This is a genomic window from Cellulomonas cellasea (assembly GCF_006538745.1).
Classification (GTDB): domain Bacteria; phylum Actinomycetota; class Actinomycetes; order Actinomycetales; family Cellulomonadaceae; genus Cellulomonas_A; species Cellulomonas_A cellasea.
In genome coordinates this window covers 342,333-360,316 of the sequence record NZ_BJLR01000030.1, presented here as the reverse complement: position 1 = coordinate 360,316, position 17,984 = coordinate 342,333, and the positions used below count along the sequence as shown (strand labels likewise).

14 protein-coding genes are annotated in these 17,984 nt (G+C 73.2%); 8 read left to right on the top strand and 6 right to left on the bottom strand.

The window, feature by feature from the left end:
- The first annotated feature begins 202 nt into the window (after positions 1–202).
- The 3 genes from ilvD to CCE01nite_RS16880 all read left to right on the top strand — a co-directional run bounded on the left by ilvD (position 203) and on the right by CCE01nite_RS16880 (position 5,302).
- A complete protein-coding gene (ilvD, locus tag CCE01nite_RS16890) occupies positions 203–1,972 on the top strand; it encodes a dihydroxy-acid dehydratase (protein ID WP_246056639.1) in 1,770 nt (589 codons plus the stop codon).
- A gap of 348 nt (positions 1,973–2,320) precedes the next feature.
- The gene (locus tag CCE01nite_RS16885; protein WP_052103789.1) at positions 2,321–3,796 is read left to right on the top strand and encodes a glycoside hydrolase family 43 protein; all 1,476 of its coding nucleotides are present in this window, start codon (positions 2,321–2,323) and stop codon (positions 3,794–3,796) included.
- Positions 3,797–3,862: 66 nt separating this feature from the next.
- The gene (locus tag CCE01nite_RS16880; protein WP_034627145.1) at positions 3,863–5,302 is read left to right on the top strand and encodes a family 43 glycosylhydrolase; all 1,440 of its coding nucleotides are present in this window, start codon (positions 3,863–3,865) and stop codon (positions 5,300–5,302) included.
- 172 nt (positions 5,303–5,474) lie between these two features.
- On the opposite strand, the gene CCE01nite_RS16875 is transcribed toward CCE01nite_RS16880, so the two are convergent.
- The 6 genes from CCE01nite_RS16875 to CCE01nite_RS16850 form a co-directional block, all read right to left on the bottom strand.
- Entirely contained in the window at positions 5,475–7,451 is a 1,977-nt protein-coding gene (locus CCE01nite_RS16875; protein ID WP_034627139.1) for an NAD+ synthase, read from the bottom strand.
- Positions 7,448–8,284: an NUDIX hydrolase gene (locus CCE01nite_RS16870; RefSeq protein WP_052103785.1), complete on the bottom strand. Its 837-nt coding sequence runs from the start codon at positions 8,282–8,284 to the stop codon at positions 7,448–7,450. Before CCE01nite_RS16870 ends, CCE01nite_RS16875 begins: the two co-directional genes overlap by 4 nt.
- 103 nt (positions 8,285–8,387) lie before the next feature.
- Positions 8,388–9,014, bottom strand: coding sequence for an isochorismatase family protein (locus CCE01nite_RS16865; RefSeq protein ID WP_034627138.1), 627 nt, complete (start codon positions 9,012–9,014; stop codon positions 8,388–8,390).
- Between the two features lie 3 nt (positions 9,015–9,017).
- The gene (locus CCE01nite_RS16860) at positions 9,018–10,361 is read right to left on the bottom strand and encodes a nicotinate phosphoribosyltransferase (RefSeq protein ID WP_034627131.1); all 1,344 of its coding nucleotides are present in this window, start codon (positions 10,359–10,361) and stop codon (positions 9,018–9,020) included.
- Positions 10,362–10,480: 119 nt separating this feature from the next.
- Complete coding sequence (locus CCE01nite_RS16855) at positions 10,481–10,828, bottom strand: winged helix-turn-helix domain-containing protein (RefSeq protein ID WP_052103783.1); 348 nt, start codon at positions 10,826–10,828, stop codon at positions 10,481–10,483.
- The gene (locus CCE01nite_RS16850) at positions 10,825–11,259 is read right to left on the bottom strand and encodes a hypothetical protein (RefSeq protein ID WP_052103780.1); all 435 of its coding nucleotides are present in this window, start codon (positions 11,257–11,259) and stop codon (positions 10,825–10,827) included. The genes CCE01nite_RS16855 and CCE01nite_RS16850 overlap by 4 nt, the downstream gene beginning before the upstream one ends.
- Before the next feature lie 210 nt (positions 11,260–11,469).
- Here CCE01nite_RS16850 and CCE01nite_RS16845 point away from each other — a divergent pair, with 210 nt between their 5' ends.
- The 5 genes from CCE01nite_RS16845 to ilvC all read left to right on the top strand — a co-directional run bounded on the left by CCE01nite_RS16845 (position 11,470) and on the right by ilvC (position 17,971).
- Entirely contained in the window at positions 11,470–13,722 is a 2,253-nt protein-coding gene (locus tag CCE01nite_RS16845) for a carbon starvation CstA family protein (RefSeq protein ID WP_034627129.1), read from the top strand.
- Positions 13,719–13,991 (top strand): YbdD/YjiX family protein, encoded by a 273-nt coding sequence (locus CCE01nite_RS16840; protein ID WP_246056637.1) that lies wholly within the window; start codon positions 13,719–13,721, stop codon positions 13,989–13,991. Before CCE01nite_RS16845 ends, CCE01nite_RS16840 begins: the two co-directional genes overlap by 4 nt.
- Positions 13,992–14,407: 416 nt before the next feature.
- Positions 14,408–16,273, top strand: coding sequence for an acetolactate synthase large subunit (locus tag CCE01nite_RS16835; protein ID WP_034627114.1), 1,866 nt, complete (start codon positions 14,408–14,410; stop codon positions 16,271–16,273).
- 76 nt (positions 16,274–16,349) lie between these two features.
- Positions 16,350–16,874 (top strand): acetolactate synthase small subunit, encoded by a 525-nt coding sequence (ilvN, locus tag CCE01nite_RS16830; protein WP_034627111.1) that lies wholly within the window; start codon positions 16,350–16,352, stop codon positions 16,872–16,874.
- Between the two features lie 68 nt (positions 16,875–16,942).
- Entirely contained in the window at positions 16,943–17,971 is a 1,029-nt protein-coding gene (gene ilvC / locus CCE01nite_RS16825; protein ID WP_034627103.1) for a ketol-acid reductoisomerase, read from the top strand.
- Positions 17,972–17,984: the final 13 nt, after the last annotated feature.

Here is a 17,984-nt window from a genome sequence, read left to right as displayed (position 1 = left end):
ACCCGGCCCGGCCTGCTGCGCGCCCGCCTCGAGCTGCCGAGAGCCCCACCCGCCGCCTGCACCGGCGACCCGGGTCCGGGGCGTCCCACCCCTCGGACGCCGCGGCACCCCGCCGGCCCCCTCGGGGCGTCCCCGGCGCGCCCGTGGTCCGCAGTGCGACCCTCCGCCCGAGGCGCTCCGGAGCCGACCTACACTCGCGAGCATGACCACGTCCGTGTCCGCTGACAGCACCCAGCCGCGCTCGACGACGCCGCCGTCGGCGCCCGCGCCCACCCCGATCGACGGCATCGACTTCAAGCCGCGCTCGCGCACGGTCACCGACGGGCTCGAGGCCACGGCCTCCCGCGGGATGCTGCGCGCGGTCGGGATGGGCGACGACGACTTCGCGAAGCCGCAGATCGGCGTCGCGAGCTCGTGGAACGAGATCACGCCGTGCAACCTGTCCCTCGACCGGCTCGCGAAGGCCGTCAAGGTCGGCGTGCACGCCGCGGGCGGGTTCCCCCTCGAGTTCGGCACCATCTCGGTGTCCGACGGCATCTCGATGGGCCACGAGGGCATGCACTTCTCGCTCGTGAGCCGCGACATCATCGCGGACTCCGTCGAGACGGTCATGCAGGCCGAGCGGCTCGACGGCTCGGTGCTGCTCGCGGGCTGCGACAAGTCGCTCCCCGGGATGCTCATGGCGGCCGCGCGGCTCGACGTGTCGAGCGTGTTCCTCTACGCCGGCTCGATCGCCCCGGGCTTCGTGAGGCTCACGGACGGCACCGAGAAGGACGTCACGATCATCGACGCGTTCGAGGCCGTGGGCGCGTGCGCGCGCGGGCTGATGAGCCGCGAGGACGTCGACCTCATCGAGCGCGCCGTGTGTCCCGGCGAGGGGGCGTGCGGCGGCATGTACACCGCCAACACGATGGCCTCGGTCGCCGAGGCCATGGGCATGTCGCTGCCCGGCTCGGCCGCCCCGCCGTCGGCCGACCGCCGCCGCGACGCGTTCGCCGAGAAGTCCGGGGCCGCGGTCGTCGAGCTGCTGCGCCGCGGCATCACCGCGCGCGACATCATGACGAAGAAGGCGTTCGAGAACGCGATCGCCGTCGTCATGGCGTTCGGCGGCTCGACCAACGCGGTGCTGCACCTGCTCGCGATCGCGCACGAGGCCGAGGTCGACCTCACGCTCGACGACTTCTCGCGCGTCGCCGCCAAGGTCCCGCACCTCGGCGACCTCAAGCCGTTCGGCCGCTACGTCATGAACGACGTCGACCGCATCGGCGGCGTGCCGGTCATCATGAAGGCGCTGCTCGACGCCGGGCTGCTGCACGGCGACTGCCTCACGGTCACAGGCAAGACGATCGCGGAGAACCTCGCGGACATCGCGCCCCCGGACCCGGACGGCAAGATCCTGCGCGCGATGGGCAACCCGATCCACAAGACGGGCGGCATCACGATCCTGCACGGCTCGCTCGCGCCCGAGGGTGCCGTCGTGAAGTCCGCAGGCTTCGACTCGGACGTCTTCGAGGGCACCGCGCGCGTGTTCGACCGCGAGCGCGCCGCGATGGACGCGCTCGAGGACGGCACGATCGTCGCGGGCGACGTCGTCGTGATCCGCTACGAGGGCCCCAAGGGCGGCCCGGGCATGCGCGAGATGCTCGCCATCACCGGTGCGATCAAGGGCGCCGGCCTCGGCAAGGACGTGCTCCTGCTGACCGACGGGCGCTTCTCGGGCGGGACGACCGGCCTGTGCGTCGGGCACGTCGCCCCCGAGGCGGTCGACGGCGGTCCCATCGCGTTCGTGCGCGACGGCGACCGGATCCGGCTCGACGTGGCGAACGCGACGCTCGAGGTCCTCGTCGACGACGCCGAGCTCGAGTCGCGCAAGATCGGCTGGGCCCCGCTGCCCCCCACGTACACGCGCGGGGTGCTCGCGAAGTACGCGAAGCTCGTGCAGTCCGCGTCGAAGGGCGCCGTGCTGATCTGAGCGGCACGCCGACGTGAGGCGACGGAGCCCCGGGCCGAGCGGCCTGGGGCTCCGTCGCGTGAGCGGTCGTCCGCGGAGGTCGGAAACCGCGTCGCCGCGGCGATGTGACCGCTAACATCGGACGCGCACAGGAGCGGACGGTGTCGGCCGTCCCAGGTCCTCGACGCAGAGAGCCGCGCGTTCCCCGCCTGACGACGTCGTCAGGCGGTCGGTCCTCCGCTCGGTGACGTCCGCGGACGGCTTGTCCGGTCGACGCAGACCGGACCGACCCCCGCTCCGTCCGCACGACGGTGACGGTCGACCCGGCCGGTCATCTTCACGGCATCCGAAGCACAAGGGAGTGCTCGCATGAGACTGGCCGTACCCCGACGTCGCCCCACCACCCTGCTGACCGCCTTCCTCGCCACGCTGACCCTGCTCGCAGCCTCGGCGGTCGCCACCGCCGAGCGGGCTGCTGCGCTCGACCCGTTCACCGGCTACCTCCTGGCGCACTTCACGGGCGAGTCGTCGAACGGGGAGCAGATCCACCTCGCGCACAGCACGGACGGCCTGAGCTGGACCGACCTCAACAACGGCGCGCCCGTCCTGGTCTCGACCGTCGGCACGCGCGGCGTGCGGGACCCGGCGCTCGTCCGATCGCCCAGCGGCGACCGGTACTGGATCATCGCCACGGACCTGCGCATCGCGAGCGGGACCTCGTGGGGCGACGCGTCGGGCCGCGGCAGCACGTCGCTCGTGGTGTGGGAGTCGTCCAACCTCGTCGACTGGTCCGCCCCGCGTCTCGTGAACGTCGCGGGCACCATCCCGGGGGCCGGCAACGCGTGGGCCCCCGAGGCCATCTGGAACCCCGGGACCAACGACTACGTCGTCTACTGGGCGACCAACGCGAACCGCGACGGCGTCACCAAGCACCGGATCTACTACTCGCGCACCAGCGACTTCCGCACGTTCACGCCGGCGCAGGTCTACATCGACCGGCCCGCGTCGCGCAGCCAGGGCATCATCGACACCCAGATCGTCGAGGTGCCGAGCAGCGCCGGTGGCTACCGCTACTACCGGGCGTCCGCCGAGGGGCAGATCACGATCGAGGGCAGCAACTCCGTGCTCGGGAGCTGGACCACCCTCGGTGACCTGTCGCACATGGGCATCTCCAACGGCACCGGTGGCGGCACCGTCGTCGAGGGCCCGATGTGGATGCCGTTCAACAACGGCACCTCCTGGGGGCTGTGGCTCGACCAGTACGCCACGGGACGTGGCTACCTGCCGCTGCGGTCGTCGAACCTCGGCAGCACGCGGAACTTCCAGACGGTGAGCGGCTACAGCCTGGGCGCCACCAAGAAGCGGCACGGTTCGATCCTGCAGCTCACGGCGGCCGAGCAGAGCCGGGTCCTGTCGCGGTGGGGCGGCAGCACGACCGCGATCAGCCGGATCCAGTCGTACAACGTCCAGGACCGCTACGTGCGCCACGCGAACTACACCGCACGTGTCGACGCCGACGTCACGCCCGCCCAGGACGCCCAGTGGCGTGTCGTGCCCGGCCTCGCCGGGAGCGGCACGGTCTCGTTCCGGTCGGTGAACTTCCCCGACCACTACCTGCGGCACTACGGCTACGTCCTGCGGCTCGAGCGCAACGACGGGTCGAGCACGTTCGCCGCGGACGCCGCCTTCACGCCGGTCGCGGGGCTCGCCTCCTCCTCGTGGACGTCCTACCGGTCGTACAACGTCCCGGACCGGTACCTCCGGCACTCCTCGTACGCCCTGCGCATCGACCCGATCACCGACGCCGGCGGACGCGCCGACGCCACCTTCCGCGTGGTGCGCTGACCGCCGCGCTCGCGTCGTCCCCCGGGCACCGCCCGGACCGCACCCCACTCGAGAGCGAGTCCACCCATGTCTCTTCGGAGCACCTTCGGCCGGCGACTCCTCGCCGCTGCTGCGGCGACCCTGATGGTCGCCGCCCTCGCAGCGCCGGCGTCGGCCCAGTTCATCGAGCCACCGAGCCCGCTCGTGAAGCAGCGCGCCGACACGGCGATCCACAAGCACACCGACGGCTACTACTACATGACGGCGTCGGTGCCCGACTACAAGCGCCTCGAGCTCCGCCGCGCCACGACGCTCGCCGGGCTCGGGACCGCGACGCCCACGACGATCTACCAGGCGCCGGCCTCCGGCCCGCTGAGCGGCTGGATCTGGGCACCGGACGTGAAGTTCTACGACGGCGCCTGGTACCTGTACTTCTCGGCGTCCCCGAGCAGCAACACCTTCGACCAGCGCCTCTACTGGACACGCACCACGTCGGCCAACCCGCTGACCGGCTCGTGGTCCGCACCGGCCCGCCTCACCACGGGCTGGGAGTCGTTCCAGCTGGACCCTGCCTCCTTCGAGCACAACGGTCAGCGCTACTTCACGTGGGCCCAGGACAGCCCGAGCACGAACTACAACAGCCACATGTACATCGCGCGGATGGCGTCGCCGACCTCGCTGGCCACAGCCGCCACCGAGATCGCCCGCCCGACGTACGGCTGGGAGATGGAGGGCGTCGCCGGGGTGGTCGAGGGACCGTCGCCGCTGCTGAAGAACGGCCGCGTGTTCATCGCCTACTCGGCCTCCGCCACGGACTCGCGCTACAAGCTCGGGCTGCTGTCGGCCTCGGGCACCGCGAACCTCCTCGACCCGACGTCGTGGTCCAAGAGCCCGGTGCCCGTCTTCCAGACGGCGAACGGCGTGCACGGCCCGGGTCACGGCAGCTTCACGGTCGCGGAAGACAACCGCACGGACCTCCTGGTGTTCCACGCCCGCGACTACGCGAACCCGACCCCGGACGCCCTCCGGGACCCCAACCGGCACACCCGCGTGCAGCAGCTCTACTGGCGCGACAACGGCGACCCGTTCTTCGGCCAGCCGCTGCCGACGGGGATGACCAAGCCCGGTATCCGGGGCCAGCACAGCAACAAGTGCGTCGACGACTGGGAGAGGAACACCACCCCGGGCGCGGAGGTGCGGCTCTACGACTGCACCGGCTCGAACGTGCAGGCCTGGGAGCTCAGCTACGTCGGCGGCTACTACCGGATCCGCAACCAGCACGCCAACCTGTGCCTCGACAACTGGAACTCGGCGACGGCGCTCAACTCCGACGTCCGGCTCTCCACCTGCAACGGCGTCGCTGCTCAGGACTGGACGATCCTCGACCGAGGCAACGGCTGGTTCTCGCTGCGCAACCGGCACAGCGGCCTCTGCCTCGACAACTACGGGTGGGACACCGCCAACGGGGCGCGGATCTCCCAGTACACCTGCAACGGCAACGCCGCCCAGCTCTGGCGCCGCGGCTGAGCCGTGCCGTCGCGATGCACCCCGGAGACGGGTCGGGAGACGGTGCTGGTCCGAGCTGCCCGGGTCGGCGGGGGGTGACCGGGTCCCCGGATGCTCAGCATCCGGGGACCCGGCGTCGTGCGGGTCGCGGCCGACCGGGAGCCGGCCGACCGTTCACCGGTACGCCGCCCCGTCACGCGGTCAGCGGCTCGCGCTCCGGCACCACGGCCCGCGCGTGCGACCAGTGGTTCGCCATCGGCATGCGCCGGTCGCGCCCGAACGCCAGGCGCGACACCTTGATCCGGACCGGGGCCTGCCGCCGCTTGAACTCGCTGCGGTCGACGAGCGTGAGCACCCGGTTGACCGTCGCGACCGCCGTGCCGACGTCCCAGCCGTCCTCGTCCACGAGCGTCCGGGCGAGCTCCTGGGCGCTCGCGTGCTCCTCGAGGAACGCGAGCAGGAGCCGGTCGAGCACCGGGTACGGCGGCAGGGAGTCGGTGTCCTGCTGGTCCGGCGCGAGCTCGGCCGAGGCGGGCTTCGTCAGCGTGGCGAGCGGGATCGGCGGGACCTGCCCGGCGGCGGACGCCTGCGCGTTGCGCCACTCCGCGAGCCCGTACACCCCGGGCAGCACGCTGCCGTCGCGCCGGACAACCGTGGTCTTGAGCAGGTCGCCAAGGGGGTTCGGCGCCGTCCCGCAGCTGTCGCCGTAGAGCGTGAAGTACCCGACGGCCGACTCGGACCGGTTCCCTGTGGTGCAGACCAGCGCGGCGGTGGCGTTCGCGACGGTCATGAGCGTCGTGCCCCGGAGCCGGGCCTGGAGGTTCTCCCACGCGACCGGGTCGACGGTCCCCGACGGCGAGCGCCCCGCAGCGGCGGCGTCGGTCAGCAGCCCGTCGAGGGCGCCACGGCGCTCGGCGTACGCGTCGGCGATCGGGACGACGTCGAACCGGATGCCCAGGTTCGCGGCGAGCGCGCGGGCGTCGTCGACCGAGCCGGCCGACGAGTACGGGCCCGGCATCCCGATGCCCCACACCGCGTCGGCGCCGAGCGCGTCCACGGCGACGACCGCGGCGAGCGCCGAGTCGATCCCGCCGGACAGGCCGAGCACGACGCGCGGCAGCCCCACGCGGCGGCAGTAGTCCCCGAAACCCGTGACGATCGCGGCGTACACCTCGGCGTCGACGTCCAGGGCCGGGGTCACGACCGGCGGTGCGAGCGGCGCCCGGCTCGCGTGCGTGACGCCGAGGTCGACGACGTCGGGCGGGCCCGTCCTCGGGTCGGCCTTGCGGTCGGTGCCCCACGCGGGCCCGGCCGCGCCCGCGCGCGCCCGCCCCGGTTCGACGGCGCGGTCGGCGTCGCGCCGCGGTGCGACGGGCACGTCGACCACGAGCTCGTCGGCCACGAACGACCGCGCCCGCGCCACCAGCCGGCCGTCGGCGTCGACGACGAACGAGCCGCCGTCGAACACGACCTCGTCCTGGCCCCCGACGGTGTTGCAGTACGCGACGGGCACCCCGGCCGCGCGTGCGGCGGCCGCGACCTGCGCGAGCCGCAGAGCGGGCTTGCCGACGTGGTACGGCGACGCGTTCGGCACGAGCAGGACCTGCGCGCCCGCCGCGGCGGCCTCGACGGCGAGCGCCGGGTCCCACACGTCCTCGCAGATCAGTACGCCGAACGTGACCGGGCCGTCCGGCGTGCGGACCGTGTACACGGACTGGCGGCGCGCGCCGGGCGCGAAGTGGCGCGCGTCGTCGAACACCGAGTACGTGGGCAGCAGCGACTTGGCGTGCGCCGCGACGACGCGCCCGCCGTGGGCCAGCGCCGCGACGTTGCGCAGCGGCCGCTCGAGCGCGTCCGCCGACCAGCCGAGCGCACCGGCCCCGCCGGCGTCGGGCAGGCGTCCCACGTGCCACGGCGACCCGAGCAGCGCGACGGTCCGCCCGGTCGTCGCGGCCACGTCGGTCACCGCGTCCATCGCGGCGCCCACGAGCTCGGCCTCGAAGAGCAGGTCCTCGACCGGGTAGCCCGTGACGGCCATCTCCGGGGTGACGAGCACGTCGGCGCACACCCGCTCCGCCGCGGCGACCGCCGCCGCGAGGGTCGCCGCGTTGCCCGGCAGGTCGCCGACCCGGGTGGTCGTCTGGGCGAGCATCACGCGCAGGGTGGTCATCGGGTCTCCTTCGCCGGGCGCAGCGCGCGGGCGTCGTCGGGCCGCAGCAGCGGCGGGTAGAGGGTGCCGAGCTCCGAGCGGGCCTCGAACAGCGCGGCGGGGCGGCCGCGGCCCCCGGAGGTCCGGCGGGTGTCGGTGTCGGCGGGGCGCACGAGGCCCGTGGTCTGCTGGACCCAGCGGCGGAAGTTCGACCGGTCGAGGCGCACGCCCCACACGGCCTCGTAGACGTGCTGCAGCTCGCCGAGCGTGAACTGCGGGCGGCAGAACGCCGTGGCCAGCGTCGTGTACTCGAGCTTGGCCGCGACGCGGTCCACGGCCCGCGCCGCGATGACGGTGTGGTCGAACGCGAGCTCGGGGGCGTCCTCGAGGCCGCGGTCGTGGTTGCCGCCCTGCAGGCTCGGCAGGTCGAGGTCGTCCACGTCCCAGAAGCGGGCGTCGCGGGCGTCTGAGCCGGCGACCGGGTCGGGCAGGTCCGGCGCGAACGCGACGTACGCGACCGTGACGATGTTACCGCGGGGGTCGCGTCGCGGGTCGCCGAACGAGCCGAGCTGCTCGAGGTGCCACCCGCTCGTCGTCACGCCGGTCTCCTCGGCGAGCTCGCGCCAGGCGGCCTCGTCGAGCGTCTCGTCGGGGTTCTTGAACCCGCCGGGCAGCGCCCAGCACCCGGCGTACGGGTCGTCCTGGCGCTGCACGAGCAGGAGCTTGAGCGCGCCGTCGCGCACGGTGAAGATCGCCGTGTCGACCGTCACGAAGAAGACGGGGTACTCGCCCGCGTCGTAGCCCGCGGGGGCCTGCGCGGGGGACTGCGCGGCGGGCGTGCGGTCGTGGCTCATCGTGCGCCGTCCTTCGTGTCCGGGGTGGTGGCCGGCGGCGTCGCGGCCGCCGGGCCCAGTGTGTCGCCGGCCCGCGCCGGGACGGCGGCGCGCGCGCCGCGGCTCACGACGTCACCGCGGTGGAGGTCGTGAGCTCGACGCCGGCCTGCGCGAGCTCGGTCAGGGCCGCGATCGTGGTCGGGACGGCCACGCCGGCGGTCAGGTCGGTCAGGACCCGGACCCGGAAGCCGGCCTCCGCCGCGGCGAGCGCGGTCGCCCGGACGCAGTGGTCGGTCGCGATGCCGACGACCTCGACGACCTCGACGCCGGCCAGCGCGTCGAGCACTCCCCGCGGGGCGCCCGTGCCGAGGGTGTCGAGCTGGACGCCGTCGAACGCGGAGTAGTCCGCGCGGCCCATGCCCTTGACGACGTGCACGGTCCCGGCGGGCAGGCGCAGGTCGGGGTGGTACTCGGCGTCCGGGGTGCCCGCGACGCCGTGCTCGGGCCACGTGCGGACGTAGTCGGGCGCGGTGCCCGGGCTCGCGAAGTGCCCGTCGTTCGTGCCGGGCAGCGGGTCGTGCCAGTCGCGCGAGGCGACGACGCGGGTGTACCGCTGCGGGTGCGCGGCCAGGTGGGCGGTCACGGCCGCGGCGACGGCGGCGCCACCCGCGACGGGCAGCGTGCCGCCCTCGGCGAAGCAGACCTCGACGTCGACGACGACGAGGGCGAGGGTGGGGGGCTGGGTGGTCATCGGTCAGGCTCCTGTCGTGGGGGTGAGGGCCGTCGGGTCGGCGGCCAGGCGCGGGGTGCCCGGGGCGAGGTCGAGGTCGAGCGGCATGAGCTCGGCCTTCGCGCCGCGGTGGTGGGCGCGGATCTCGGCGAGCGAGGGGTGGTGCACGACGTTCCCGCCGCGCACGACCGGGACCTGCAGCGCCCGCCCGAGGCCCGCCTCGGGTGCGTCGGGGAGGTGTCGGACGACGACGTTCTCGCGCGAGGCGTACCCGGCGTGGTCGAGGCCGCGGTAGGCGACCTTGCGCCCGCCGACGCTGCCCTTGCCGGCCGACCTCTTCGCGACCGCACGCATGGGTGCGTCGGCGCCGGGCCGGTCGGCGATCGAGACGAGCTTGTAGACCATGCCGCACGTCGGGTGCCCCGAGCCGGTGACGAGCCGGGTCCCGACGCCGAGCACGTCGACCGGCGCATCGGCCAGGGCGGTGATGACGTGCTCGTCGAGGTCGCCGGTCACCGCGATCCGGGCGGAGCCGGCCCCGAGCGCGTCGAGCTGCGCACGGGCGGCGCGCGCCTCGGCGCCGAGGTCGCCGGAGTCGATGCGGATGCCGCCGAGCCCGGGACCCGCCGCGGCGACGGCGCGGGCGATCCCCTCGCGGGTGTCGTAGGTGTCGACCAGCAGCGTCGTGCCGGTGCCGAGCGCGCGGACCTGCGAGCCGAACGCGGCGGCCTCGTCGGCGTGCGCGAGCGTGAAGGCGTGCGCCGCGGTCCCGCGCGTGGGGATCCCGTACCGGAACCCGGCCTCGAGGTTGCTCGTGGCGTCGAACCCGGCGACGTACGCGGCGCGGGCGGCGGCCACCGCGGACTGCTCACCGGTCCGGCGGCTGCCCATGTCGAGGAGCACCCGGCCGTGGGCGGCGCTGACCATGCGGGCCGCGGCCGAGGCGACGGCGGAGTCGCTGTTCAGGATCGACAGGATCACCGTCTCGAGCACGACGCACTCGGCGAACGTGCCCGTCACGGTCAGCACGGGGGAGTGCGGGAAGTACAGCTCGCCCTCGCGGTACGCGTCGATGCTGCCGGTGAACCGGTACCCCGCGAGGTAGGCGGCAGTCGCGTCGTCGGCGATGCCGGTCTCGCGCAGCCAGGCGAGGTGCTCGGGCGTGAACCGGAAGGACTCGACGGCGTCCACGACGCGGCCGAGCCCGGCGACGACGCCGTAGCGGCGGCCGGCGGGCAGGGACCGGGCGAAGACCTCGAAGACCGACCGGTGGTGCGCGGTGCCGTCCGCGAGGGCCGCGCGCAGCATCGTGAGCTCGTAGTGGTCGGTGAGCAGTGCCGTGCTCGTCGTTGTGGTCATGGTGACCATAATGCTCGATCGAGCGCCGCTGCGCCAGTCTCTGATGGTCGAAGTGACCATAAAAGCGTGTGACGTGCGTCACCCTCTTTCGGCGCGCCCGCCCGGTCGAGTGGCCGCCGCCCCTCGGATCAGACGTCGCCCGCGATCCGGCGCAGGGCCGCGAGGTGCGCGGCGAGGGCGTCGCGCCCGGGCGGCGTGAGCTTGAGCCACGTCCGGGGCCGCTTGCCGACGTACCCCTTGCGCACGGCCACGTACCCGGCCTGCTCGAGCGCGGACGCGTGCTTGCTCAGCGCCGAGTCGGAGACCTCGACCGCGTCCCGCACCGCGCCGAACTCCGCCTCGTCCGTGGCCGCGAGCGCGGCGACGATCGACAGCCGGACGGGGGCGTGGATGACCTCGTCGAGCCGGACGCGGGCGCTGGCCCCGACGACGTCCGGCGCGGGCAGTGCGCCGTCGGGCGCCGGTGCGGCCGTCATGCCCGGTTCTCCCGGAGGGCGCCGATCGCGAGCGGCAGCGCGGTCACGACGGCCGCGGGGAGCCAGAACGCGGGCTCGGCGCGGAAGAAGGAGGCGCCGACGACCATGCACGCGGCGTAGATCGCGCCCCACCACAGGAGGGCCCGGAGCCAGCGCCGGCCCATGCCGGACTTGCTCACGGTCGCGCCCGGCAGGAGCGTCACGCTGAGCAGCGCGAGCGCGGCGGCATACGCGGCCGAGGAGACGAGCACCTCGACGTCCTGGTCCGCGGTCGCCATCGCGGCGAAGTAGGAGAACACCGCGACGGCGTGCCCGGTCAGCCACTGCGCGTGGCGGTTGCCGCCGATGTCGCGCACCGCGGCCGCCGAGGTCGTGGAGGAGCGGAGCAGCGCGCGCGCCTCGTCGGGCGTGGGCGGGTGCATCGTGGCCATGGCGGGTCTCCTCGTGTGCTGGTGGGAAGGTTCCTTCACTCTCGCATGTACTTTCTAGACTGGCAAGTACTTTCATCGGGCCACACCGGCGCGCCGAGCTCGGTCCGTAGGCACGCGCCGGTCGCCGGGGATAGCGTGACGCGCGTCACGTCGCTGCCGACGCGGGCCAGGGGGCTCGGGGCGCGTGGCGCGAGCGTCCCGGGAGGGCCCATGTCCGACGCGTCCGGAGTCGAGGTGCTGCGCACCGAGGAGGGGGCGCTCCCCGTCGGGGTGATCGACCGGCGGCCCATGCCGGTCCGCTCGAAGATCGTGTTCGCGGTGATCGCGCTGCTCGGCGCCGTCGCGTGGTCCGTCATCGCGGTCGTGCGCGGGGAGACCGTGAACGCGGTGTGGTTCGTCGTCGCGGCGGTCTGCACGTACGCGGTGGCCTACCGGTTCTACGCGCGCTTCGTCGAGCGGAAGATCGTCCGCCCGCGCGACGACCGGGCGACGCCCGCGGAGCGGTACGAGAACGCCAAGGACTTCATGCCGACCGACCGGCGCGTGCTGTTCGGCCACCACTTCGCGGCGATCGCCGGCGCCGGCCCGCTCGTCGGCCCCGTGCTCGCGGCGCAGATGGGCTATCTGCCGGGGACGCTGTGGATCGTCATCGGCTGCGTGCTCGGCGGCGCGGTCCAGGACTTCCTCGTGCTGTCGATCTCGGTCCGCCGCCGCGGGCGCAGCCTCGGTCAGATGGCGCGCGACGAGCTCGGCCGCGTCGGCGGCATCGCGGCGCTCGTCGGCGTCTTCGTCATCATGATCATCATCATCGCGGTGCTCGGCCTCGTGGTCGTCAACGCGCTCGCCGAGAGCCCGTGGGGCATCTTCTCGATCGCCATGACGATCCCGATCGCGCTGTTCATGGGCGTCTACCTGCGGTTCCTGCGTCCCGGCCGGGTCAGCGAGGTCTCGCTCATCGGGCTCGTGCTGCTGCTGCTCGCGATCGTCTCGGGCGGCTGGGTCGCCGAGACCGACTGGGGCCAGGACTGGTTCACGCTCTCCAAGGTCGCGATCGCCTGGCTGCTCGTCGCCTACGGGTTCGCCGCCTCGGTGCTCCCCGTGTGGCTGCTCCTCGCGCCGCGCGACTACCTGTCGACGTTCATGAAGGTCGGCACGATCGTCCTGCTCGCGGTCGGCATCCTGCTCGTGCGCCCCGAGGTCCAGGCGCCCGCGGTGTCCTCGTTCGCGCTCGAGGGCAACGGCCCGGCGTTCGCGGGGTCGCTCTTCCCGTTCCTGTTCATCACGATCGCGTGCGGCGCGTTGTCCGGGTTCCACTCGCTCATCGCGTCCGGCACGACGCCCAAGCTCCTCGAGAAGGAGAGCCAGGCCCGGCTCATCGGGTACGGCGGCATGATGACGGAGTCGTTCGTCGCGATCATGGCGCTCGTCACGGCGGTCGTCATCGACCAGCACCTCTACTTCGTGATGAACGCCCCGACGGCGCTGACCGGCGGGACGCCCGAGGCGGCGGCCGCCTACGTCAACGGGCTCGGGCTCGGTGGCCCGGACATCAGCCCCGGCGAGATCGCCGGCGCGGCCGAGAACGTCGGCGAGGAGTCGATCATCTCCCGCACCGGCGGGGCCCCGACGCTCGCGTTCGGCATGGCGCAGGTGCTCGCGAGCGCGATCGGCGGCTCGTCGCTCGCGTCGTTCTGGTACCACTTCGCGATCATGTTCGAGGCGCTGTTCATCCTCACGACGGTCGATGCCGGCACCCGCGTCGCGCGCTTCATGCTCTCGGACTCGCTCGGCAACCTCGGCGGGCCTGCGAAGCGGTTCCGGGACCCGTCGTGGCGCGTCGGGGCGTGGCTGTGCTCGGCGCTCGTGGTCGCCGGGTGGGGCGCGATCCTGCTCATGGGCGTCACGGACCCGCTCGGCGGGATCAACACGCTGTTCCCGCTGTTCGGGATCGCGAACCAGCTGCTCGCGGCGATCGCGCTCTCGGTCGTGTTCACCGTCGTGGTCAAGAAGGGCCTGTTCCGGTGGGCCTGGATCCCGGGGCTGCCGCTCGTGTGGGACCTCGTGGTCACGATGACCGCGTCCTACCAGAAGATCTTCTCGACCGACCCGCGGCTCGGGTACTGGGCGCAGCACGACGCGTTCCGTGCGGCCCGCGACGCCGGCGAGGAGTCGTTCGGCTCGGCCGCGACGCCCGAGGCGATGGACGCCGTGATCCGGAACACCGCGGTGCAGGGCACGCTGTCGATCCTGTTCGCGGCGCTCGTGCTGGTCACCGTGCTGGCGGCCGCCGTGGTCTGCGTGCGCGCGGTGCGCGCCGGCGGGCTGCCCACGAGCGAGGAGCCCGACGTGCCGTCGCAGATCTTCGCGCCGACCGGCATGGTCCCCACGGACGCGGAGCGCGAGATCCAGGCGCTGTGGGACGCCGAGGGTCCGCGCCCGGCCCGGGCGGGGGTGCACGGGTGAGCGCGGCGGGCGAGGTGGTCCCCGGGCTCGCGTCCCGTCCCCGCCCTGCCGGTCGGGCGGACCGGCCGGCGCGGCTGGGCGCGCGTGCGGCACGGGCGTGGCGGGCGGTGCGCTGGTACGTGGGCGCGCTGCTCGGGGACGACGACCACGCGCGCTACGTCGCGCACCTCGCCCGTACGTCCCCGGGGGCCACGCCGCTCGACGTGGGGGAGTACTGGCGCGAGCGGCACGCGCACACCGCCCGGCACCCGGGGTCGCGCTGCTGCTGAGCCGGGCCGGTGGGTCGCCGGCTGTGCTCGGGCGGGCCAGGCCGCCCGCGCGCGGCGTGGCTCAGCGTCGCCGGCCGCCGCGCGCTCCGGTGGCCGCCGACCGCAGCAGCGTCCGACCCGCGGACTCGTGAACCACGATGCGAGACGCGCCGGAACGCGAGGTGACATCCCCGCGGCTCCGGCGTACAGTCCCCAAGGTGCAGACGATCCTCCTCGTAGTACCCGAGCGCGCCGGCTGAGGCGACCTCGTCCCAGGTCTCGTCGCGCGCTCACCCCTCGTCCAGCCCGTACCGGGCCGAGGGGTTTTTCTATGTCGGAGCGGCTGCCGCCGCGCACCGCACCGGCGCGACGCACCGCACGACCAGCACGACCAGCACGACCCGAGCTCCACCAGCACCGAAGCCAGGGAGAAACCGATGGTCCAGGGCCCCCACCCGGCACCCCCGCGTACGCCGGCCACGCCGGCCTCCGTGCGCGCGTCCGCCGACCCGCGCGGCACCGATGCCGTCCGCCGCGACGTCGCCGTCGGCCCCGAGCGCGTCACGGGTGCCCAGTCGATCGTCCGCTCGCTCGAGGAGGCCGGCGTCGAGGTCGTCTTCGGCATCCCGGGTGGCGCGATCCTGCCCACGTACGACCCGCTCATGGACTCCAAGCGCGTGCGGCACATCCTCGTGCGCCACGAGCAGGGCGGCGGGCACGCGGCCCAGGGGTACGCGCACGCGACCGGGAGGGTCGGCGTGTGCATGGCGACGTCCGGGCCGGGCGCGACGAACCTCGTGACCCCGATCGCCGACGCGCACATGGACTCGATCCCGCTCGTCGCGATCACCGGGCAGGTCGGCGCGTCGCTCATCGGGACGGACGCGTTCCAGGAGGCCGACATCGTCGGCATCACGCTCCCGGTGACGAAGCACAACTACCTCGTGACCGACCCCGACGAGATCCCGCGCGTGATCGCCGAGGCGTTCCACATCGCGTCGACGGGCCGCCCGGGCCCGGTGCTCGTGGACATCGCCAAGTCCGCGATGCAGACCGACACGACCTTCTCGTGGCCGCAGGAGCTCAAGCTCCCCGGCTACCACCCGGTCACGAAGCCGCACGCCAAGCAGATCCGCGAGGCGGCCCGCCTGCTCGCGACGGCCCGCCGCCCCGTGCTCTACGTGGGCGGCGGCGTGATCCGCTCGCGCGCGTCGGAGGCCCTGCGCAAGCTCGTCGACGCGTCGGGCGCCCCCGTCGTGACGACGCTCATGGCCCGCGGCGCGCTGCCCGACTCCCACCCGCAGCACCTCGGGATGCCCGGCATGCACGGCACGGTGGCCGCGGTCGCCGCGCTGCAGAAGGCCGACCTCATCGTGAGCCTCGGCGCGCGCTTCGACGACCGGGTGACCGGCAAGCTGTCGAGCTTCGCGCCCGGCGCGACGATCGTGCACGCCGACATCGACCCCGCCGAGATCGGCAAGAACCGCGCCGCGGACGTGCCGATCGTGGGCGACCTCAAGGAGGTCCTCGCCGACCTGCTGCCCGAGCTCGTCAAGGAGCACGCGCAGCACGGCCGCCCGGACCTCGAGGGCTGGTGGAAGCAGGTCGACACGTGGCGCGAGACGTTCCCGCTCGGCTTCGACGAGCCCGACGACGGCCACCTCGCCCCGCAGCACGTCATCAGCCGGATCGGCGAGATCTCCGGGCCGGAGTCGATCTTCGCGTCGGGCGTCGGCCAGCACCAGATGTGGGCCTCGCAGTTCATCCGGTACGAGCGCCCGAACTCGTGGCTCAACTCGGGCGGGCTCGGCACGATGGGCTTCTCGGTGCCCGCGGCCATGGGCGCCAAGGTCGGGGAGCCGGACCGCACGGTGTGGGCCATCGACGGCGACGGCTGCTTCCAGATGACGAACCAGGAGCTCGCGACCTGCACGATCAACGAGATCCCGATCAAGGTCGCGGTGATCAATAACTCCTCGCTCGGCATGGTGCGCCAGTGGCAGACGCTGTTCTACGAGTCGCGCTACTCGAACACCGATCTGCACACCGGGCACGGCACCGTGCGCGTCCCCGACTTCGTCAAGCTCGCCGAGGCCTACGGCTGCGTGGGGCTGCGGTGCGAGACGAAGGCCGACGTCGACGCGACGATCAAGCGGGCCATGGAGATCGACGACCAGCCCGTCGTGGTCGACTTCACGGTCTCGCGCGACGCGATGGTGTGGCCCATGGTCTCGGCCGGGGTCAGCAACGACGAGATCCAGTACGCGCGCGGGATCTCCCCGGCGTGGGACCGGGAGGACTGATGCCCCGTCCCGTCCCCAGCGGCCCGCGCACGCCGGCCCCCGTCACGACCCCGTCGACCCCTGGAGAAGGTGCAGCATGAGCAGGCACACGCTGTCGGTGCTCGTCGAGAACAAGCCCGGCGTGCTCACGCGCGTCGCGGGGCTGTTCGCCCGTCGCTCGTTCAACATCCACTCGCTCGCGGTCGGACCGACCGAGCACGACGAGATCTCGCGCATCACGGTGGTCGTCGACGTCGAGGCCCTGCCGCTCGAGCAGGTCACGAAGCAGCTCAACAAGCTGATCAACGTCCTGAAGATCGTCGAGCTCGAGGACGCGTCGTCGGTGCAGCGCGAGCTGCTGCTCGTCAAGGTCCGCGCCGAGGCCGCGCAGCGCACGCACGTGCTCGAGGTCGTCCAGCTGTTCCGCGCGCACGTCGTCGATGTCGTGCCCGACGCGGTGACGATCGAGGCCACGGGCAGCCCGTCGAAGCTCACGGCGCTGCTCAACGCGCTCGAGCCGTTCGGGATCCGCGAGATCGTCCAGTCGGGCACCGTGGCGATCGGCCGCGGCTCGCGCTCGATCACCGACCGCGCGCTCGAGCGGGTCTCCCGCACCGCCTGACCCGCCGCCCTCCCGCCCGACCTCGTCCTACGCTTCTGCACGACCCCCCACCAACAAGGAGATCGACCGTGGCTGAGCTGTTCTACGACGACGACGCTGACCTGTCCCTCATCGCCGGCAAGAAGGTCGCCGTCATCGGCTACGGCAGCCAGGGGCACGCGCACGCGCTGAACCTGCGCGACTCGGGCGTCGACGTCACGGTCGGCCTGCGCGAGGGCTCGAGCTCGCGCGTCAAGGCGGAGAACGAGGGCCTGAAGGTCCTGCCCGTCGTCGAGGCCGTCCAGGGTGCCGACGTCGTCGTGATCCTCGCGCCCGACCAGGTGCAGCGTCACCTGTACCGCGACGAGATCGCCCCCAACCTCAAGGACGGCGCGGCGCTCGTCTTCGGGCACGGCTTCAACATCCGCTTCGGCTACATCACCCCCGAGGCCGGCCACGACGTCGTCATGGTCGCCCCCAAGGGCCCGGGCCACATCGTGCGCCGCGAGTACGCGGACGGGCGCGGCGTGCCGGTCATCGTCGCGGTCGAGCAGGACGCGTCGGGCAGCGCGTGGGAGCTCGCGCTCTCCTACGCCAAGGGCATCGGCGGCCTGCGTGCCGGCGGGATCAAGACCACGTTCACCGAGGAGACCGAGACGGACCTCTTCGGCGAGCAGGCCGTGCTGTGCGGCGGCGCGTCGCAGCTCGTCCAGTACGGCTTCGAGACGCTGACCGAGGCCGGCTACCAGCCCGAGGTCGCGTACTTCGAGGTCCTGCACGAGCTCAAGCTCATCGTCGACCTCATGGTCGAGGGCGGCATCGCCAAGCAGCGCTGGAGCGTCTCCGACACCGCCGAGTACGGCGACTACGTCTCGGGCCCGCGGGTCATCGACCCGAGCGTCAAGGAGAACATGAAGGCCGTCCTCGCGGACATCCAGAACGGCGCGTTCGCGAAGCGCTTCATCGACGACCAGGACGCCGGCGCGCCGGAGTTCCAGGAGCTCCGCGCCAAGGGCGAGGCGCACCCGATCGAGTCGACGGGCCGCGAGCTGCGCAAGATGTTCGCGTGGGTCAAGCCGACCGAGGGCGACTACGTCGAGGGCTCGGCCGCGCGCTGACCCGACGCACCTG

What these genes read in the sequence shown, in the direction of transcription:
- ilvD (WP_246056639.1), top strand. Translation starts at nt 203, where the DNA reads ATGACCACGTCCGTGTCCGCTGACAGCACCCAGCCGCGCTCGACGACG.
- CCE01nite_RS16885 (WP_052103789.1), top strand. Translation starts at nt 2,321, where the DNA reads ATGAGACTGGCCGTACCCCGACGTCGCCCCACCACCCTGCTGACCGCC.
- CCE01nite_RS16880 (WP_034627145.1), top strand. Translation starts at nt 3,863, where the DNA reads ATGTCTCTTCGGAGCACCTTCGGCCGGCGACTCCTCGCCGCTGCTGCG.
- CCE01nite_RS16875 (WP_034627139.1), bottom strand. Translation starts at nt 7,451, where the DNA reads ATGACCACCCTGCGCGTGATGCTCGCCCAGACGACCACCCGGGTCGGC.
- CCE01nite_RS16870 (WP_052103785.1), bottom strand. Translation starts at nt 8,284, where the DNA reads ATGAGCCACGACCGCACGCCCGCCGCGCAGTCCCCCGCGCAGGCCCCC.
- CCE01nite_RS16865 (WP_034627138.1), bottom strand. Translation starts at nt 9,014, where the DNA reads ATGACCACCCAGCCCCCCACCCTCGCCCTCGTCGTCGTCGACGTCGAG.
- CCE01nite_RS16860 (WP_034627131.1), bottom strand. Translation starts at nt 10,361, where the DNA reads ATGGTCACCATGACCACAACGACGAGCACGGCACTGCTCACCGACCAC.
- CCE01nite_RS16855 (WP_052103783.1), bottom strand. Translation starts at nt 10,828, where the DNA reads ATGACGGCCGCACCGGCGCCCGACGGCGCACTGCCCGCGCCGGACGTC.
- CCE01nite_RS16850 (WP_052103780.1), bottom strand. Translation starts at nt 11,259, where the DNA reads ATGGCCACGATGCACCCGCCCACGCCCGACGAGGCGCGCGCGCTGCTC.
- CCE01nite_RS16845 (WP_034627129.1), top strand. Translation starts at nt 11,470, where the DNA reads ATGTCCGACGCGTCCGGAGTCGAGGTGCTGCGCACCGAGGAGGGGGCG.
- CCE01nite_RS16835 (WP_034627114.1), top strand. Translation starts at nt 14,408, where the DNA reads ATGGTCCAGGGCCCCCACCCGGCACCCCCGCGTACGCCGGCCACGCCG.
- ilvN (WP_034627111.1), top strand. Translation starts at nt 16,350, where the DNA reads ATGAGCAGGCACACGCTGTCGGTGCTCGTCGAGAACAAGCCCGGCGTG.